We start from the raw sequence: 18,119 nt of genomic DNA on the forward strand, positions 1-18,119 counted from the left end.
ATTCATCGAAGAACGTAAGAAAAGTAAAGGGAGTATATGCATCTTTGTTATATAATTATTGAAGAACCTATTAAAATCTTACTCATGAAATTAGCTATTATAACTGCGCTCCCCCCCAGTAAAGTCACTCTAACCGAATATGGATATCATTTGGTAAAGAGCTTTAAGTTTCAGGAAGAAATAGAAGAGCTTATTCTGTTAACCGATGAAGTTGATGAAGAGAGAACCCTGGATATGACCCAGGGAGGATGTAAGGTTACTGTGAAGCCCTGCTGGAGCTTTAACAGCTATACAAATGTATGGACCGTACAGAAGGCGATTTCACAAACTCGTCCGGATGCAGTTCTATTCAACCTGCAATTCTTAAAATTCGGAGATAAAAAAGTGCCTGCAGCTTTGGGGTTACTTTTACCGGCTTTATGCAAATTGAGAGGTATTCCTACCATAGTATTACTACACAATATCCTTGAACAGGTAGATCTCGATAATGCTGGTTTTACAGGAAACCGTTGGTTGCAAAAACTCTACGGACTTATAGGGACCCTGCTTACACGAACTGTATTGTGCGCAGATGTGGTAGCTGTTACCATTAGTAAATATGTAGAGATCTTGAATAAAAAATATAAAACAGGAAATGTAGTCCTGATACCTCATGGCTCTTTTGAGGTTCCCCCCGAACCTTCATTTGAGCTTCCTGAAGGCAGTTTGAAAATTATGGCTTTTGGGAAGTTTGGTACTTACAAAAAAGTAGAAGTACTTATAGAAGCAGTAGAATTGGTGAGAAGTCGTATTCAAACTGACCTGGAAATTGTAATAGCGGGTACAGACAGCCCCAACACCCCCGGTTATCTTAAGGAAGTACATGAAAAGTATTCGCATGTTCCCAAACTTACCTTTACCGGTTATGTGGAAGAAGAAGATGTACCCCGACTTTTTAATGAAAGTGCCGTTGTTGTATTTCCTTATACATCTACCACTGGGAGCTCGGGCGTATTGCACCAGGCCGGAAGTTATGGAAAAGCAGTGGTGTTACCAGATATTGGTGACCTGGGAATACTAATCAGAGAAGAAGGGTATGCCGGAGAGTTTTTCACCCCCGGTGATGCATCTTCACTTGCTGATGCCCTGGAAGCTATTGTAACCGATAATTTGAGAAGAATACTTCTGGGTCAGGTAAACTATGTAGCGGCCTGTTCTTTACCTATGGATAAGATAACCGCGATGTATTTGGAACAGTTTAGAACCATACTTGAAAAAAGAAATAATGCCCCCCAATTAATCCCAGACTCATTTTAGTTTTTTTGTGTTAGTTAATAGAGAGGTTTAATCACCTTGTACAAATATCCATTTCCACTGTGTAATGGATATTCGTATTTATGGTAATTAGTGAGAAATATGAGTAAAGGCTTTTTTCTTTTTACCGTTAGGGTCTATAAAACCAAAATATTTTTGCTTGTTTCGCCTCCATGGTAACCTTCCGGTTACACCGGGAGGTATATTTTTAAAGTCATAGAGTGTCCATGACATAAAGGGTACTTTTTCTTCTTTAAAAAATGCCTGCATTTTTTCGTGATATTGGCTCTGAGCTTTTTCAGAGTTTCCGAAAGGGGCCCAGATGCCCCGGTATGAAGACATGCCAAATTCCTGTAACATATGGGGCTTATTACCAATACGGGCTGTTAACTTTCTAAGGGCGGGAACCAACTCTTCTATATCTCTATAGAAATGCCATGAAACAAAATCTACTTCATCCCAAAGATGAGAGGCAGCTTCCGGTGATGACCAGCCTATAGTTACCGGGTGTTCAGGATCAAAATATTTAATTTGTGATATCATGGTCTGTAACCAGTCAAGTACCAGTTGTTTACCCCGGGAATCAAAATCAAGATCGGGTTCATTTTTGATATCCCATGCAAGCAGGGCGGGGTGGTCACGGCAATGCTCAACTATCTGTTGGGCATGGCGATGCGTCAGGGTCCAGTTAAGCACGGAATAATCTCCGTAAAAATCAAACAATGTAATTATTACCTTAAGCTTTTGGTTACCGGCAACATCGAGAAGTTTGTATAGTTTCTTAAGGTGTATTTGCGACACATTTACTTTTCCAAAATCTTCATAAGGAACAAAAACACGTATGGTATTTAAACCGACATTTTTAATGATCTCAAAATCTTTTTGGAGAACATCTGTATTAAAGCTGTCGCCAAAAGTATCCCACGGGGTATCTTGCGGATAGTAATTAATACCTTTAATAAAAAACGGAAACTTATACGCACTACTTTGTTTCTGGTTATTATTTTCAAAATGGGTTGCTGTTTGTTTTACCAGGTGGCGAATTCGCCAAAAACCATCTTCAAACAACATTAATACCCGGTAATTGGCAGTATCCCGGGAGGCATAGATCACCTCATTATTTTTAAAGATGCGTTCGTAACGTTGTACTTTTTCATCTGTAAATGAAACCATTTTGCCATCTGCACTGAAGAAATGCAATTTAGGCCGGTGGGTAAGGGTACTGCTTTCCAGGTGAATATCCTTGATTTTATGTCTTTTAATGAGATGGTACAAATGTATCCGGGCACTGTCTGTATAGTAATCTTCTATTCCGTATATGTCATTTGACTGGTATGCAATCTGTCGGGTGTACCAGGCATTGAGATAATCTTTTTCAATTTGTTGTAAAGCGGGCATGGATACAGGTCTGCCTTCATACGAAAGAGTATCCCACGTAAGCAGGGGTTGGTGCATTCTTTCTTCTGCTATTCCCAGACGCAACATAGAAGTTCTTTCTGCTCCTGAATTGAGATATGACAGTATTTTGCTTATGCCTAACAGGATCAGGGCATTAAGCAATAAAAAGGAAAGCACAAGAAGTACCCGGTATATTTGTTTATTAATCTTCATTTTCGCCAATCACTATATTCATATTCTTTTTAATTCCTCCAGCCTCTATGTGCACCGAGTACTCCCCTTTGGGATACTTGGTTTGAGCAAATTTAAACGATGCTTTGCCCTGATAGGTTGGAATAAGGCTCCTTTCAACAAAAAGGCCCTGTTTTCGGGTTTCTATCTGTATTTCATAGCCATCAGGTATAAGCTGTCCCATAAAGCTCATAACCGGGCCCACTTCCAGGGTTCCTGACTGAGCATCAAAACGGGTTTGAAACTCCTTAACAGCATCGTTATACGTAATAGAGATCTCATTGCTCTCCGCAATACCCTCTACATATGCTTTTACTTTCCACTCATTCTTTTTATCAGGGTGAAGCATGGAGGTAAGAGCAATGCCATTTACCGTGTACCCGTATCCTGTTAAACGGGAGTTATCACTATTGGTAACGGTAAAGACTACCATAGTACCATCTGCTATGATGTTACCAAAAGGGTCTTTGATCACAGAAGTTTTAAATGTAGTGATTTGGTTTCCATCAGCATAGTTATGATTGCGATGTGCCTTGAGCGTAAAATTTTCAGGATAAGCAGGATACACATCTATGGTGAGTTCTTTAAAAGTGCTGCCATTACATTTGGCGGTGGTAAGTATGCGTCCTGAGTTTTGAGGTGAATAAGTGTTTTTCCATGCAACCAGGTGTTGGGTACGTAAGGTATCGGTTATCACTTTTTCCTGGAACTGTTGCCATATAATTACTTTTGTTTTATCCGGCAAAGGGTTGTCCAGTGTATCTACCGGAATTATGGCAAACATAAAATGATCAGTTCCACCTGCCTGTAGCATTCTGGGTCCTGCATAACCTTCTAGGTAAGCGGTACTTTTTGTGTTAGCTAAAATAGTAAGTTCTCCCTGTAAAAGAATGTTCTGTTCCCCTATCAGCTTCCAGGTCAGCCTGCCTGCTCTTCTGGAAAGATATTCCGGAATTAAGAAAACGGTATTTTCAGTATTGGTAAGTGTTTCCAGCAGAGTGCTTCCATAGGCCGTTTGACAGAAAAGGGTCAGGTTTTTTGCATTGACAGCATGAAATGAGAGTTTAATAGGATCTCCAGTATAATAGGTGTTTATGGCAGATATCCGTTTCACTTTTAAGTCATTTTCTGTATGGGTGCCTGATATGTATATGCCTGCCGTTATGAGTGACAGAAAAATGAAAACCATATATGTTAACGGGAAGATCTTCATATGGGGTTGCCTATATAACTGTTTAATTCAATTTTTATAAATTCAAAGCCCTTTCCGGGCCATGCCTGTAAGGGGGACCAGTGGAGTTCTTTTTTTCGAATGGGAACCAACTTTTTTGGTGCCTCATCATTTGGGAGTCCGTTGATAAAAATATAATCCATTTGATCATTAATTACTTCTATCTCATTTGGAAGCTTTGGCTTGAAGTTAAAAGACAGCTTACGCTGGGGGCGCAGTCCTTCACTAAGGAACTTATGATCTACCCAGATCAGCTTTTTCTCCGGGTCATAATAGGAAATAAGAAGTTGCGGGACAGTTACTTCCTGTAGCCCGCCATTGAAAAGGGTACCTTCTATACCATTTTTAGATTGTTGAATATGATTCAGGTTTAATTGTTTGTAGAGGTCTGATGCAGATACGTTTCCGGCTACCTGCAAGTTAAATTTTACAGGAAGTTCGGTCAATTCAACCGGGGTGAACTCGTTGGGGTTAAAAGTATCGGGAACAGAGTCTGAGGTTTTTACCCAGGCGATGCGTTCAAAATCAATTCTGAAGCTGCTGGTCTCTTTTGGTAGGAGTTTGTGTTTTACATGATATTTGGCATTATAGGCCGCTAATTTTTTATCGCTTTTATTGTATAAGGTAGCCGTAAGGGTTACATCAGACGGAATGTTATCTATATTTTGTACTTCACCTATCACGGCATAGCGGGTATCATATTTTATTAATCGTGCATGAAGTACTTCCAGAACGGGCTGCTTAAGAACATCTTCATGATGGGTTTGTTGGGTAGTAATTCGCCTGCGTCCGTGATTGTAAAATTGGGTTTGGTTGTTTGAAAAAAATTGATCCGGAGGAATATCGGTTGGAACCGCCATTGGTTTTAAGTACCATTTGTTTTTGTGTTTCAGCGTCTCTATGCGGTACTCTTTATATATGCGCTCCAGGGGAGTGATCCAATACGTATGTGCAGTAAGTTTGGCAAAGTTATCTGTTACTTCTTCGGGAATGACTTCTATGGCATCTAATTTTGCATATGAGCTCAGAAGCCCGTCACTTACCGAAATCTGAAGCATATATTGATCCAGGTTTACACCGCTTTTGGGGTCAATATAGCTAAATGCTTTTTTAAATTCTTTAAAGTCGAGGGCGTCGTAATAGGCTTTTACTACATTTCCCGGAGAGAGTTGAGATGTATTCCGTATATAGAAAAGATACATTCCGTAAGCCATTACTGCTATTACTAAAACGGTCCACGCTCCTGAAAATCTCAAAAGATTTTTGGAAAACCTTTGATAATTTATACCAAAATTCATGTAGTTAGCCTTGTCCAGGTTTCGGGATCGAATGATGCGCAGCCATACCATTTGTATGTTTAGAACAAAAGCTATTAATATGGTAGCGAGGGGGATACTGCCCCACATGAGTTTTTGATAAACAGGCGCTTCATCTTTTGGTAAAATAGCGGGCAGAGGAGGGATGTTGAGCCGCTCCCATACCATAATGCCGTTCTCAAGTTGCCGGAGGCGTTGCCACCCGCAGAAGTAGAGAATGGGATCGTAGAATTTGTCATTTGAAAAAATGTATTTAAGATGATACTTTTCGGGTACGGTTAAAAACTGTTGCAGCGAGCCTATGCCTTCCACCCCTTTAAATTTTGAATTCTCAAGCCTTTCTACGGCGCGGCTGGTAAGTTCCGGTAACCGTCGTGCAGAATGATAATTACCATCTACTGTGAGTGCATTGGTCTTTGCAGAGAGCCATGCCATTTGATCGCCAAAACCCAATGTGAGATACCGCCAGCGATCATGTTGATCCTGATCCAGGAAATTAATAATGGGTAACATTTTTATTTTTTGGGGTTGTGAGGGCCTGAAATACCCTAAGCTCATAGTGAAAATGGTCATAAAAATAAAAGCAGCAGTAATAAGCCCCCCTAGTATGCGGTGTGCAAAAGCCCCCAGCTTGTTTTGTAAAAGCAATTTGAGGTCGCCTTCTATAAAACGAAATACAAACTCTCCAAAAATGGGGAGTGCCATAATGGATGCCCACAAGGTAAAACGGTCCAGAGTAAGGATATTAAAGGCATTTTCACCCAGCATTATTTTAGGCAGCGGGGTGGTGCCCCCGGTACCCAGCAGTGTTAGTAGGCTAATGGAAAAACCAAAGAACAAAAAACGTTTACTGTAGTAGCGATAAAAAATATAGGGTAAAATAAAAAGTATGACCCCCCAGGGAATTAAAAAGAATACTAATCCCGAAGAGGTTACTTCCAGAAAGTTATCACGGGAACCATGAGGAATGGGCACCTGGGTAATAGGGTTATTCTTAGAGTTGATCCAATAGGGAAGAATACAACCTACAATAAGAACGAGTGACAATACACCAAAAACCACCATTCTTTTAACAAGAGATCTAAACGACTTAATAAACTCTTGAAAGGTGACCTCTTTATAGCTTTTAAGCCGGTCCCGGGCCGTATCCATTACTGCCATACCCAACAGAGGGAAAATGAAAAACACCATTCCAAAAATAGGAGTAACGTGATGGGAAGTAACCGTAACCGAGATAAGTGACAGGGAAGTAGCCAGATAACGGTAACGCCCTTTCCTTATCCACAGGTAGATCTCGGGAAGCGCATGCATTAAAACAGATATTCCTATAATACTGGGTAACTGCCCGAAAATATGAAGTGTTTCTACAAAAGAAGATGAGAATGCCGCAAGAAGAGCGGCATATCCTGCGGCTTTTTTGTGAGCCGTTAATAACAGAGAAAAACGATATACCCCGGTTATAAAGAGTATTACTGATAGTATGGCCACGGTAAACAAACCAAATTTGAGCCCTCCAATAAATGAGAACAATGCTATAAGTTGATGTACCAAAGGCGGATAGCCAAAAACAGTAAACCCTGTGTACCATCTGTAATCCCAGGGCTCAAACCAACTGGTGGCATAGTGATCTGCAAAAAACAGATGTATTAATGCATCATAGGTGTACTCCAGAGTGTAGAAGATACCTGTACCGTGAAAAACAAGTGCGAGTAATAAAGCACCAATAAAATATTTGTTAGTTGGTTTTTCCATGAAATCCGTTGGGAAACCTTTATTCAGAATTTAAATATACGACAAAGGATATTCTTACACTATTAGCTTGTCGAAAGTTACATGCCATTCATCTACACTAGCAGCTTTCTCCACCGAAAAGTAAGGGTTTACCTTGCTTTACGCCGCTATTTTTGGTGTATAACTTCTAAAAAAAGAAATTATGAAAACCGGAATAATCATACCATGCTATAACGAGGAGAAGAGATTACAAACTCAATTGTTTGTCAATTTTATAAAAGAGAAAAGCAACTATCACCTTTGTTTCGTAAATGACGGTAGTAGTGATAACACCATAAAAGTTTTAAAAACCATTAAAGCAGAAGTACCTTCACGAGTAAGTATAATAGATGTGAAGCGAAACGGAGGAAAGGCAGCAGCGGTTAGAGTAGGGGCCAGATATCTTTACAATAAATCTCATATTGAATACATTGGTTTTATTGATGCTGATCTATCTACAGATTTTAACGATATGGAACGACTGGTAAAAATTTTGGATAAAAATACCCGACTCTCCATGATATTTGGTTCAAGAGAAAAAGGAGATGGTAATGTTGAGAGAGACTCCTTCAGAAAGTTGTTTTCGAGAATTATTAAAACTATGGTTTATATGATTTTGAGACTCCCTATTACAGATACGCAATGTGGAGCCAAGGTTTTTAGAAAAGAAGTGATCCCTGTAATTTATAATAATCAGTTTATCTCAAGATGGTTGTTTGATGTGGAGATCTTTTTAAGATTGAAAAAGTTTTACGGAGCCGGTAAGATCATGAATCATATTCAAGAAGTGCAATTAATGAGATGGGTGCATGTAGATGATTCTAAGCTGGGTCTTAAAGATGCCATGCAAATCCCTTACAGATTACTTAGCATATGGTTTGCTTACACTGTGCAACTACCTGTAATGGAATCCTTTTCAGTAAAACCGGTACCTGCCAACTATTTAGCAGATTCCCTTCAACTTACAGTTGAACTTTAAAAAATAATGTACCCGTTAAGTAATATCCCCCCCCATACTTTGACGGGTACAGTTTTAAAAAAGCATTTTTCAACGTTCTTTAACATATATGAACCCATACCGGTCAGGAAGAAGTTTTACTTTTTAACGATCAAAAACTGCCATTCGCCTACAGATAATTTCCATCCATCGAAAATTGATACACTGCCTTTACGGTATGTCTATTTTTGAGTTTGATTTGGATTGTAAGATAATTATCACGTATTTTTACTAAAGAAAAGCTAATACTGACTGTTCTTTTTTATGAAAGTAAGAAAATAAAAGGCGTAAGGTATAGTAAAGAAAGGTGGGAGTGAAAAGTGTGTAAGCCATCTATTAGGATATGTATTTAGCTGTTACTATTGAGAATATAACCATTTTTTGAATACCCCTATTTCACCCTATCAGATCACCTAATCTGATAGGGTGTTATTTTTAACTCAACTAACTCGACAGGGGTATCCTGCCAAAAGCACATTTTCAATATTGTTAAAGTATTTACAAAGAATATAACGTAATGCTTCCGGCGGCGTTTTATAAAAGTGCAGGAAGAGAAAGCAGATTCATAAAATGATTCATATAGTAAGACAAAGCTCATGAAGTGGGAAGGCGATAAAGGTTTTAAGGAGATTATTACAGAAGAAGGTTATCACCTAAAGGTAAAGTATAAGGAATCTCATAATGCCTATTGGTGGGGTGCTTTTAAAGATGGGCAAATTATTTATGTTTCTCAACCAGATGACTATAAAAAAACACTTTCTGGTGCTCAAAAGGCAGCACAACAACGTATGATACGAGATATACTGGATGAGGGGCAAAGATCAGAATAGATCTTTTAGATATATTCCAACTTAAAAACTGTATTTAAAGGTTCTTTTTCTGATGCTCATAAAAAGCATCGGCCTGTAGTTGCATAAGTGCTTTCGCTTTTTTCTTTTTGTAAGTATAGAGTTCTTCGTCTTCTTTCAGATCCTGATAAATAGTATCATCTACCGTATATTCGGCCTGTTGGTTTTTTTTGCGTTGTGCTTCTTTCTGAGCGACCCAGGTTTTCAGAGTACTTTCTTTATCTTCAAGTTTCAGGTCATACTCTCCTCTGGGAGCAAGCAATTTTACAAATATGGGTGCCGTTTCTATGGCTAGGAAAAGCATAAATATAAAAAAGGAGGGAAGCCAGGGTAATTTACCCAGGGCATGTACACGTGCCATGAGACCGTCAAACCTGTCAATAACCGGTTGTGAATCGCTAACTCTGGCATCAAAAGTTTTGGTTAGAGAAGCTAGCTGTGTTTCTCTCTCTTGTATTTTAGCCGCATTTTGTTCCCGCAGCGTCTGCAATTCGGCAAGTGCCATATCGTGCTTCTCTCTTTTCTCTTTATACACGGGGCCTTTCCCCAGTTTAAGAGTGCCGGCAGTACCTTCTGCTTCTGATATATAGGTTTGGTACAGGTTGTTTACTTCTTTTTCTTTCTGTTGCACTTGTACATTTAAGGTATTGATCTCCTGTTTTAGAGTTTCTATGGAAGGTGTATATTGTAGTGCTATTTGTGCCTTATTATCGAGGGTCATTTGATTTTTTTCCTCCAGCAGCACTCTGTCAATCTCTTTTTCAAAGATCTTTAACTCCAGGGGTTTTGAGATGACCACAGCAATTATTACTGCGAGCAATATTCTTGGGAGGGCCTGAAGATATTCTTTTCCCGGCGTTTCTCTTTTTTTAAGTGTTGAGACAATAAATCGGTCCAGATTAAAAATAAGAAGTCCCCAGAGTAAGCCAAAAAAAACAGAGATCAGAATGGTATCAAAAACAGTATAGAGCGCATAGGAAGCTGCAAGAAATGCCATAACGGCTGTAAAAAAAACGGTAGCTCCTATTCCCGCATATTTGTTTTGCTCTCCCTGAGAGCAGTTACTCAGAATATCGGTATCTGCTCCTGAGCACAGAATAAAAAAGCGCTTTAACATAACTGGTTTTTTGATGGATGATATGTTATTACAACGCATACAGATTCAAAATGTTACATCAAAAACAGAATATAGTTACTTTTTATATTGGATCTTTCAGAAAAAAATAGGTTTCTTTCTTTTTGCGTGAATCTGAAGTGAAAAATTGTTTATCAGGAAACTGGGCAGCATAGTTAAGCATGCCAAAATCTCCGCCGCAAAAAAAAGAATGCAGGCATATTACAAACAACGAAAAAAAAGTGTATTGCGGAGCGGTTATAAGTAACAAAATGCTTAAAAAAAGTACACCTATAAAAGGGCTGAGGGCGATGATACGAAATTGTTTTCCACTAAAAAAATCACCATCACTACCTACATAAAAAACAAATTTTTTGAGGTTTGCACCAAAATAGAGGTGTCGGGCTCCTAATACTGCATAGGCCAGTGCATGCAACAATTCATGAAGGATGATAAGCAAAGTAAGACAAAAAAGTAGAGCTGCTCCCAGTTGTATAATATACACAGTATCTCCCATTACAAGCCTGGTAACACTGTACCCTGTTAGTCCCGCCAGCCCGGCAAATGAAATAAGAGAAAAGAATATGTAGAAAGTACGGTAGCTACCTTTAAGATCAAAGCACTCTTTAACAAAAGGTTTTATAGTATCGTGTGAAACCGTTTTTATAAGTGTCATTTTTCCCCCGATGTATCGGCCATCGATAATTCTGTAAAGTATTTATAAAAATAAGGAATAGTCTCAATACCTTTTAAGTAGTTAAAAATACCAAAATGTTCATTAGGGGAATGAATAGCATCACTGTCCAGGCCAAATCCCATTAAAATAGTTTTGCTGCCCAGTTCTTTTTCAAATAAAGAAACAATGGGAATACTACCTCCGCTACGTTGCGGTACAGGTGTTTTTCCAAAGGTTTTTTCATAGGCGCTGGCAGCAGCCTGATACCCAATACTTTTTATTGGAGTTACATAGGCCTGTCCCCCGTGATGAGGAGTAACCTTTACGGTGACTCCTTCGGGAGCTATGTTTTCAAAATGTGAAGTAAACAGGGCTGTGATTTCTTCCCAGTTCTGATCAGGAACTAATCGCATGGAGATCTTTGCATAGGCTTTTGAAGGGATAACGGTTTTAGCACCTTCTCCTGTGTAACCGCCCCATATACCGTTTACATCCAGTGTAGGCCTGATAGAATTACGCTCGTTTGTGGTATATCCTTCCTCTCCATATACAGCACGTATGTTCAATGCTTTTTTATATGCTTCCAGAGAAAAAGGAGCTTCTCCCATAAGTGCCCGTTCCTTTTGGCTTAGCTCTTGTACTTTGTCATAAAAACCGGGTATGGTAATACGGTTATTAGCATCGTGTAAAGAAGCTATCATTTTAGAAAGGATATTGATAGGGTTAGCCACAGCACCGCCGTACAGCCCGGAATGCAGATCTCTGTTTGGGCCGGTAACTTCAACTTCAACATAGCTAAGACCCCGAAGTCCGGTAGTAATAGAAGGCACTTCTTTTGCGATCATACCAGTATCTGAAATCAGGATCACATCGTTAGCAAGTTTATCTTGATGCTGCTCAATAAACCAGCTCAGGCTTACAGATCCTACCTCTTCTTCACCTTCAATCATGAATTTTACATTACAGGGCAGCTGATGGGTTTGGATCATAAATTCTAATGCCTTTACATGCATATAGAACTGCCCCTTATCATCACAAGCCCCTCTTGCAAAAATGGCACCTTCGGGATGCAGGTCATTTTTTCTGATAACCGGTTCAAACGGGCCACTTTCCCATAGATCCAGCGGGTCGGGAGGCTGCACATCGTAATGTCCGTAAACAAGAACCGTAGGAAGGTCAGGGTCAATTATTTTTTCTCCGTAAACTATGGGATATCCGGGAGTCTCGCAAATCTCAACGGTATCGCACCCGGCTTTTATCAGAGCCTGCTCAACAGCCTCTGCCGTATCCAGCACATCTTGTGAAAATGCAGGGTCGGCACTTACAGAAGGGAGTTTTAGTAGTTCAATCAATTCAGAAATAAAGCGGTCTTTGTGCGCCTGAACATAGGAATGTAAGTTTTCCATGAAGAGTATAATTAAAACTCAAATTTACAAAATGCCTGGCATACTATGGCGGGATATTTACATTTTTCAGAAAGTATAAGTTTTTATCTCAAACCAATTATAAATTAAAAAACTTGTTTATATTTGCACCCACAAATCCAAAAAAGCGGGCGTGGTGAAATTGGTAGACACGCTAGACTTAGGATCTAGTGCCGAAAGGTGTGAAGGTTCGAGTCCTTTCGCCCGCACCAGAAGCTCTCAAATCTTTGAGGGCTTTTTTATTAAAAATCGTTGTGAAAAGAACTTCACTAAAGAAATTCTAAGCATTCCTTTTCAGCTAAAGTTTCCAAATTGAGTTGTGATAGCTCCAAAACATTAAAAAGTACCCTATTTCCGTTTTTTCGTAACAAAAGGTAATTTACTTAATCTATATTAGTAAAAGAAATATCTTAGATGTTAGAAGTAGCCTATAAAATTGATCATACCAGTATTTTAGCCAAAGATATAGCCAAAGCCTTCGGGCAAAAATATGATGCTCCGAGATTTGAAATAAAGAAAGACCACATAGAGGCAAGTATAGAGTTTTATAAACTACATGAACATTTATCTGTACAGATAAGTAAGTTTCAGCAAAATGAGCCTATTAAGGTTAGGCGACTGGGAACAGAGAACAATGACCTGCTAATTCTGGATTTTCACTTAACGGGTGCGGCAAAACTACGTTTTACCGATAATAAAATTAATGAAGTTACTAATTGTTTAATGCATGGGGTCTATTTTGCAAATGGGAGTGTAGAATCTTACGCAATCTTTCCTCCAGGATCTTACAACGAACAATTCCATATCGTAATGGACAAAAATTGGGTAGGCAGTTTTTTTTCAGAAGAAATTGAATTCATAATGGGAAAGATTGAAAAAGCCTCTCCTTTTTTCATGCATGAGCGCTTAAACAGTAAAATCACAGCCCTTTTGATATCTGTATTCAAATCAGATTTTAAGACTCATTTTCGAAAAGCATTTCTTTATGGAAAGACATTAGAGCTATTATCACTGTTCTTTGGTAAACTTCTAAACCGAGGATCACATTTGGAACTTGGTGTCTCAAGCTATGATGATGTTTCCCGGTTGTTTGATTTAATGACATATATAGATGAGCATTTGGGCGAAGAGTTGAAAGTACTGGATCTAAGCAAAAAAATTGGATTTAGCGAAAGTAAATTACAAAACCTGTGTAAGGCGGTGTATGGTAAAAGTATTTCTAAAGAGATCACAGAACGAAGAATGATAAAAGCTTTGGATATGCTTTCAGAAAACAACGATTCAGTTTCTGCTGTAGGTTACAAGCTAGGCTATACAAATATGAGCCATTTCGCTGGCGCATTTAAAAAAGTTCACGGCTTTTTGCCTTCAGAATATCTTAACAAATAAATTGATGAGGCTACCCTCATTTTTACGGTTTTGGGGCATAGGCTTACGTTTTTTTGATGATGAAATAGCAGAACAGGCCCTATCATTGCAATAGAGTTTACCGCATTAAGAGAATATGAGATTTTTTCTTTGGAATAACAGGCTCAAAAATACAGCGCAAAACGAGTGCTTAAATAAAACACTCCATCTGTAAACATCGGGAACAAATAGTTTAACCATGATATCTAGAAAGTTTACTAAAAACCTACTATTACCGGCATTAATTCTTTGCTTATTTCCATTAGCGTCTTTGGGGCAGGAAAATACGAGTACGCAAATCGCTATATTAGGTACCTTCCACTTTTCACAGATACATAAATCTGGTAATGAATTAACCGATTTTTTTAGTAAAAGAACAAAGGAGCAGGTATATGATGTATTAGGAAAGTTAAAGATCTTCAGACCAGACCAAATTTATATCGAACGCGAACCCGGGTTTCAACCTCAAATAGATAGCCTTTACAGGCTTTATAAGAACAATAAGCTAAAACTAGAAGAATTAGAAAATGGGGCAGGTGAAGTCTATCAGTTGGCCTTTCGCCTGGCAAAAGAACTCAATTTAGAAGCTCCCAAGTGTGTCAACCATTATGAAAGCACTTCTCAAAGTCTTCTCGCATCTGGTAAAAACATTGAAAAATATCAAAATGCTTTAAAAGAATTCCAAAATTTGGGAAGAAGTGTTGTGGGTAAATTTTTAAAAGGAGAGGCTACGCTATTAGAAACCTTGTTCAAAATGAATTTGCCCGAAAACGTTTCTTTATCTCATAGGTTGCTTTTCAATGTCCCTGCTTACGTGACAGATGGGGAATTTTTATCTTATGAAAAAATAGATAAAGAAACCATAGACAAAAGGTATATTGGCGCAGAGTTTATTTCCCTCTTTTATGAACGGAACTTGAAAATTTATTCGAATATTCTAAATACCCAACTTCAACATAATGACCAACGTATTTTGTTTATAACAGGTCAGGTACATGTAGGTGTTCTCCAGGATTTATTAAGAAAAAATAATCATTTTAAGGTGATTGAATCTTCTGAGATATTAATCAATAACAAATGACAAAATGAAACAATCACTCATATCACTTTGTTTACTGCCTGTTTTTTTGATTTCTTGTTCAGAAACCAAAAAAGAACTAAAAAAAGACAAAGGGCTGGTTATCTTCAAAAAAGAAATAGCTGATTTGAATGCTTATTTCCGGATACCCGGCATGGCAGTTTTGGTGAAAAGAAATGATGAAATTATCTATGAAGACTATTTGGGTTATCGTGATGTAGAAGCAAAAAAAAGACTAGATAGCACCACTCTTTTCCCTATCGCATCAATTACCAAAGTGTTTACCGGTATTACCATGATGTCACTGGCGGAAAAGGGAAAAATATCTTTAGATGCCCCAGCCAATGACTTTTTTGAGAACGAGCCTTTTGACAAAACTGTTAAGGTAAAGCACATTTTATCACACACTTCACAGGGAGTACCTCCCGGAGAGAAGTTCTATTATAGCGGCCGCTTTGGTGCCCTTACCCAAATAATAGAAAGTAGCTCCAAAACATCGTTTGAATCTGCCGTACAACAAACCATTTTAAAACCCTTAAAGTTGAAGCATACTTTCTTTCTGAAGGATTCCACTTCCATAGCCCAAAGAAATGAATCATTTGCAAAACCTTATATAATCGATGATGGAACTAAACCCGGATCTGTGGACTATGGTTTCTCCACTTCAGCCGGTTTGGTGACCACTGCACGCGACTTGATCAAAGTGGACAATACTCTGGATAACAATGGGTTGATCTCAGAGGCATCCAAAAATCAAATGTTTTCATCTTTCAAAAACGAATTACCGTACGGTTACGGCATATTTAGCGAGATTTTTTCAGGTAAAAAGTTAGTCTGGGCCTATGGCCAATACGATTGTTATTCCAGTCTATGGGTAAAAGTACCGTCTCATGATATTACCCTTATACTACTGGCAAATAACAATTTGATGAGTGACTCCGCCCGACTGATTTATGGAAATGCAACATCCTCTTTGTTCGTGATCAGTTTGTTGAAGAATTTAGTTTTCAGCAATGAAGAAATGCCACTTTTAGAGGAAACCTTAGGCACAGCAGCTAAAAATTCACTATTGCATAGGGATAAACTCAGAGCGCAGGCTTTGGCGGCTTCCTTTATGGCACAATTCGATATCAAGGAGTTGGACATCAGTAAACAATTATTACTAATTCTCTTTTCTCAATACCCAGACTATTTAGAATATACTGATTTATCACTGTTACATAACCTTTCCTTCTTAAAGGAAGTTGCTTTTCATAGAGATTTAGGTGAATTCAGGGATTTCGACGATCAAATCACTACCATTGGGAAGCATCTTTTAAAGAAAGATCCCAACAACCCTTATGCAAATTATTATTTAGGCAGTTTTTATAACAAAAACGGAGATTTTGAGAAAGCTTCGAAATACTTCCAACAAATTGTAAACGCCAGGAACTTTTCAAAGAACTGGTACACCGTTGAGGCACAACAGTGGCTGGAAGAACATTCTAAAAGATCACACCAACCCAAATGAAACATATTTTTCATTTTCTTACTTTTCTGGTGATGGCGACTTCAGGTTTCGCGCAACACTCCATTTCAAAAGTGAAACAAAAAACGATTGACAGCTTATTAGAAAAGCATAATGGGAAAAGGCCAGGTTATGCCCTGGGCATTGTTCAAAACGGAGAACTTGTTTATTCTAAAGGGTACGGCAAAGCCAATCTTGACTATGATGTTGGCATTAGTGACAGCTCGGCTTTCTATATTGGTAGTATGGCCAAGCAGTTTACCGCTGCTGCACTATTGATCTTAGAGAGTGAAGGTAAATTAGATCTTAAAAAACCTGTTACGGACTACTTATCTGATTTCCCCATTTATGACCACGAGATTACCGTAGAGCACCTTGTTCACCATACAGGTGGCATTCGGGAAACTAACTCGCTGCAACTTTTTCAGGGAATTGACAGGAAGTTTGAGGAAGTATTTGATACAAATGACATTTACAATCTGGTGAAAGCGCAAAAAGAACTCAACTTTAAACCAGGCTCAGAGTACCGATACAGCAGTGGAGGTTATGCGGTTTTGGCTAAGATGATTGAAGAGGTAAGTGGCCAACCGTTGCGAACGTTTCTGCAAGAGCGTGTTTTTGATGTACTGGAAATGAAGGACACTTTCGTATCTGATAACCACAATGAAATAGTACCCAATCGCGCAGTGAGTTACTGGCCTATTGATGGTGAAAAGTATGAACGAAGAAGTCAGGTATTTGATGCCTACGGAGATGGGGGGATTATCACCACTGTTCAGGATCTGGCAAAATGGGACAGCGCATTTTATAACGATTTACTTGGGGTACCCGGTTTTAGCGAAAAAATGTACCAAAAAGGAGTTCTTAATAATGGCAATCAGATTGATTATGCCCTTGCGCTCAATGTTTGGGAGTATAAAGGGCAAAAAGTGATACAGCACAATGGAGGTATGCTTGGTTTTCGTGTGGATATGGTGAGGTTTCCCAAAGAAAAGACCACAGTAATCCTTTTAGGAAATTCTGCATATCTAGATCCTACAGGTGATGCTCTTAAAGTTGCCGAAATAGTACTTGATGGCATTTTTAAAGATATTAAGAAAGAAAATAAAAAAACAACAGAGCTCTCGCCAAATGTTGATTTACCTATAGTTACGTCCAAAAAACGAACAGGATATTACTGGACAGACCAAATGAATTATTACCGTAGAATTTCTTTTGAGAATGACAGTCTCTTTTTAGATAGCGGAAACAGTGAGCAAAGGCAATTTCTGCTTCCTGTTTCGCAAAATGAATATATACTGCCGTATTCCAACGGGAAGACAAAATTGCACTTTGATTCAGAAAATGATAAAGCGCCATTAGAAATACATTTCGAAAACGTACAAAGGATATTTAGAAAATTTGATGCGACACCACCAAAAAACATTGAAGAGTTAAATAAGTATGTGGGTGTCTATGAAAGTAAAGAACTCAATACAGTTTATACTTTTATTAATGAAAACGATAAACTGTACTTACATATTAACTATAACCAACCTATACAAATCTATCCTGTTGAAGTCAATAGCAATATAGTATGGAACGGTAAAGAAATGGTATGGATAGGCTTTGGGGAAATTAAATTTGAGATTAATGAAGATAGGGTTGTGAACGGATTTTCTATTGGAGACCAGCGTGTAAGCGGTGTTTACTTCAAGAAAATCAAGTAAGTGTAAAAAGATGATTTAAGAGAGTAAGACAACGATATAAAAAGTGATCAACTTTTTTAGAAAAAAGATAGCCCTTAGTAAAAGATAAGTTTAAACATTGTCAAAACATTTTCTGCTATA

Annotated in this window: 13 protein-coding genes and 1 tRNA gene; 8 read left to right on the top strand and 6 right to left on the bottom strand. The window is 38.4% G+C overall.

The window, feature by feature from the left end:
- Nucleotides 1–84 precede the first annotated feature (84 nt).
- The gene (locus tag WAO84_RS08040; RefSeq protein ID WP_340064982.1) at nt 85–1,296 is read left to right on the top strand and encodes a glycosyltransferase; all 1,212 of its coding nucleotides are present in this window, start codon (nt 85–87) and stop codon (nt 1,294–1,296) included.
- Between the two features lie 87 nt (nt 1,297–1,383).
- Here WAO84_RS08040 and WAO84_RS08045 read toward each other — a convergent pair whose 3' ends face one another.
- Genes WAO84_RS08045 through WAO84_RS08055 form a run of 3 tightly spaced genes read right to left on the bottom strand, consistent with a single transcriptional unit; the run spans nt 1,384 to nt 7,221 of the window.
- Complete coding sequence (locus WAO84_RS08045; RefSeq protein WP_340064983.1) at nt 1,384–2,904, bottom strand: glycoside hydrolase 5 family protein; 1,521 nt, start codon at nt 2,902–2,904, stop codon at nt 1,384–1,386.
- Nucleotides 2,894–4,111, bottom strand: coding sequence for a hypothetical protein (locus WAO84_RS08050; protein ID WP_340064985.1), 1,218 nt, complete (start codon nt 4,109–4,111; stop codon nt 2,894–2,896). Before WAO84_RS08050 ends, WAO84_RS08045 begins: the two co-directional genes overlap by 11 nt.
- Nucleotides 4,112–4,131: 20 nt before the next feature.
- Entirely contained in the window at nt 4,132–7,221 is a 3,090-nt protein-coding gene (locus tag WAO84_RS08055) for a hypothetical protein (protein ID WP_340064986.1), read from the bottom strand.
- A gap of 181 nt (nt 7,222–7,402) precedes the next feature.
- Between WAO84_RS08055 and WAO84_RS08060 the strand changes: the two genes are divergently transcribed.
- Both WAO84_RS08060 and WAO84_RS08065 read left to right on the top strand, forming a co-directional pair.
- Nucleotides 7,403–8,218 carry a dolichyl-phosphate beta-glucosyltransferase gene (locus WAO84_RS08060; protein WP_340064987.1) on the top strand — a complete coding sequence of 272 codons (816 nt, stop codon included), beginning with the start codon at nt 7,403–7,405 and terminating at the stop codon, nt 8,216–8,218.
- 614 nt (nt 8,219–8,832) lie between these two features.
- On the top strand, nt 8,833–9,066 hold the full coding sequence (locus WAO84_RS08065) for a hypothetical protein (protein ID WP_340064988.1): 234 nt from the start codon (nt 8,833–8,835) through the stop codon (nt 9,064–9,066).
- Between the two features lie 34 nt (nt 9,067–9,100).
- Here WAO84_RS08065 and WAO84_RS08070 read toward each other — a convergent pair whose 3' ends face one another.
- The 3 genes from WAO84_RS08070 to WAO84_RS08080 all read right to left on the bottom strand — a co-directional run bounded on the left by WAO84_RS08070 (nt 9,101) and on the right by WAO84_RS08080 (nt 12,280).
- The gene (locus WAO84_RS08070; protein ID WP_340064990.1) at nt 9,101–10,201 is read right to left on the bottom strand and encodes a DUF4407 domain-containing protein; all 1,101 of its coding nucleotides are present in this window, start codon (nt 10,199–10,201) and stop codon (nt 9,101–9,103) included.
- 82 nt (nt 10,202–10,283) lie between these two features.
- Nucleotides 10,284–10,874, bottom strand: a complete 591-nt coding sequence (locus tag WAO84_RS08075; RefSeq protein ID WP_340064992.1) for a DUF3267 domain-containing protein — start codon at nt 10,872–10,874, stop codon at nt 10,284–10,286.
- Nucleotides 10,871–12,280: a dipeptidase gene (locus WAO84_RS08080; protein ID WP_340064993.1), complete on the bottom strand. Its 1,410-nt coding sequence runs from the start codon at nt 12,278–12,280 to the stop codon at nt 10,871–10,873. The genes WAO84_RS08075 and WAO84_RS08080 overlap by 4 nt, the downstream gene beginning before the upstream one ends.
- A gap of 145 nt (nt 12,281–12,425) precedes the next feature.
- Here WAO84_RS08080 and WAO84_RS08085 point away from each other — a divergent pair.
- The 5 genes from WAO84_RS08085 to WAO84_RS08105 all read left to right on the top strand — a co-directional run bounded on the left by WAO84_RS08085 (nt 12,426) and on the right by WAO84_RS08105 (nt 17,999).
- A tRNA-Leu gene (locus tag WAO84_RS08085) sits at nt 12,426–12,510 on the top strand.
- Between the two features lie 202 nt (nt 12,511–12,712).
- Nucleotides 12,713–13,687 carry a helix-turn-helix domain-containing protein gene (locus WAO84_RS08090; RefSeq protein ID WP_340064994.1) on the top strand — a complete coding sequence of 325 codons (975 nt, stop codon included), beginning with the start codon at nt 12,713–12,715 and terminating at the stop codon, nt 13,685–13,687.
- Between the two features lie 217 nt (nt 13,688–13,904).
- Complete coding sequence (locus WAO84_RS08095) at nt 13,905–14,786, top strand: DUF5694 domain-containing protein (RefSeq protein WP_340064995.1); 882 nt, start codon at nt 13,905–13,907, stop codon at nt 14,784–14,786.
- A 4-nt stretch (nt 14,787–14,790) separates the two neighbouring features.
- Nucleotides 14,791–16,293, top strand: a complete 1,503-nt coding sequence (locus WAO84_RS08100) for a serine hydrolase (protein WP_340064996.1) — start codon at nt 14,791–14,793, stop codon at nt 16,291–16,293.
- Complete coding sequence (locus WAO84_RS08105; RefSeq protein ID WP_340064997.1) at nt 16,290–17,999, top strand: serine hydrolase domain-containing protein; 1,710 nt, start codon at nt 16,290–16,292, stop codon at nt 17,997–17,999. Before WAO84_RS08100 ends, WAO84_RS08105 begins: the two co-directional genes overlap by 4 nt.
- Nucleotides 18,000–18,119 lie beyond the last annotated feature (120 nt).

The sequence above is a fragment of the Ascidiimonas aurantiaca genome (genome assembly GCF_037646345.1).
In the GTDB taxonomy this organism is placed as follows: domain Bacteria; phylum Bacteroidota; class Bacteroidia; order Flavobacteriales; family Flavobacteriaceae; genus Ascidiimonas; species Ascidiimonas aurantiaca.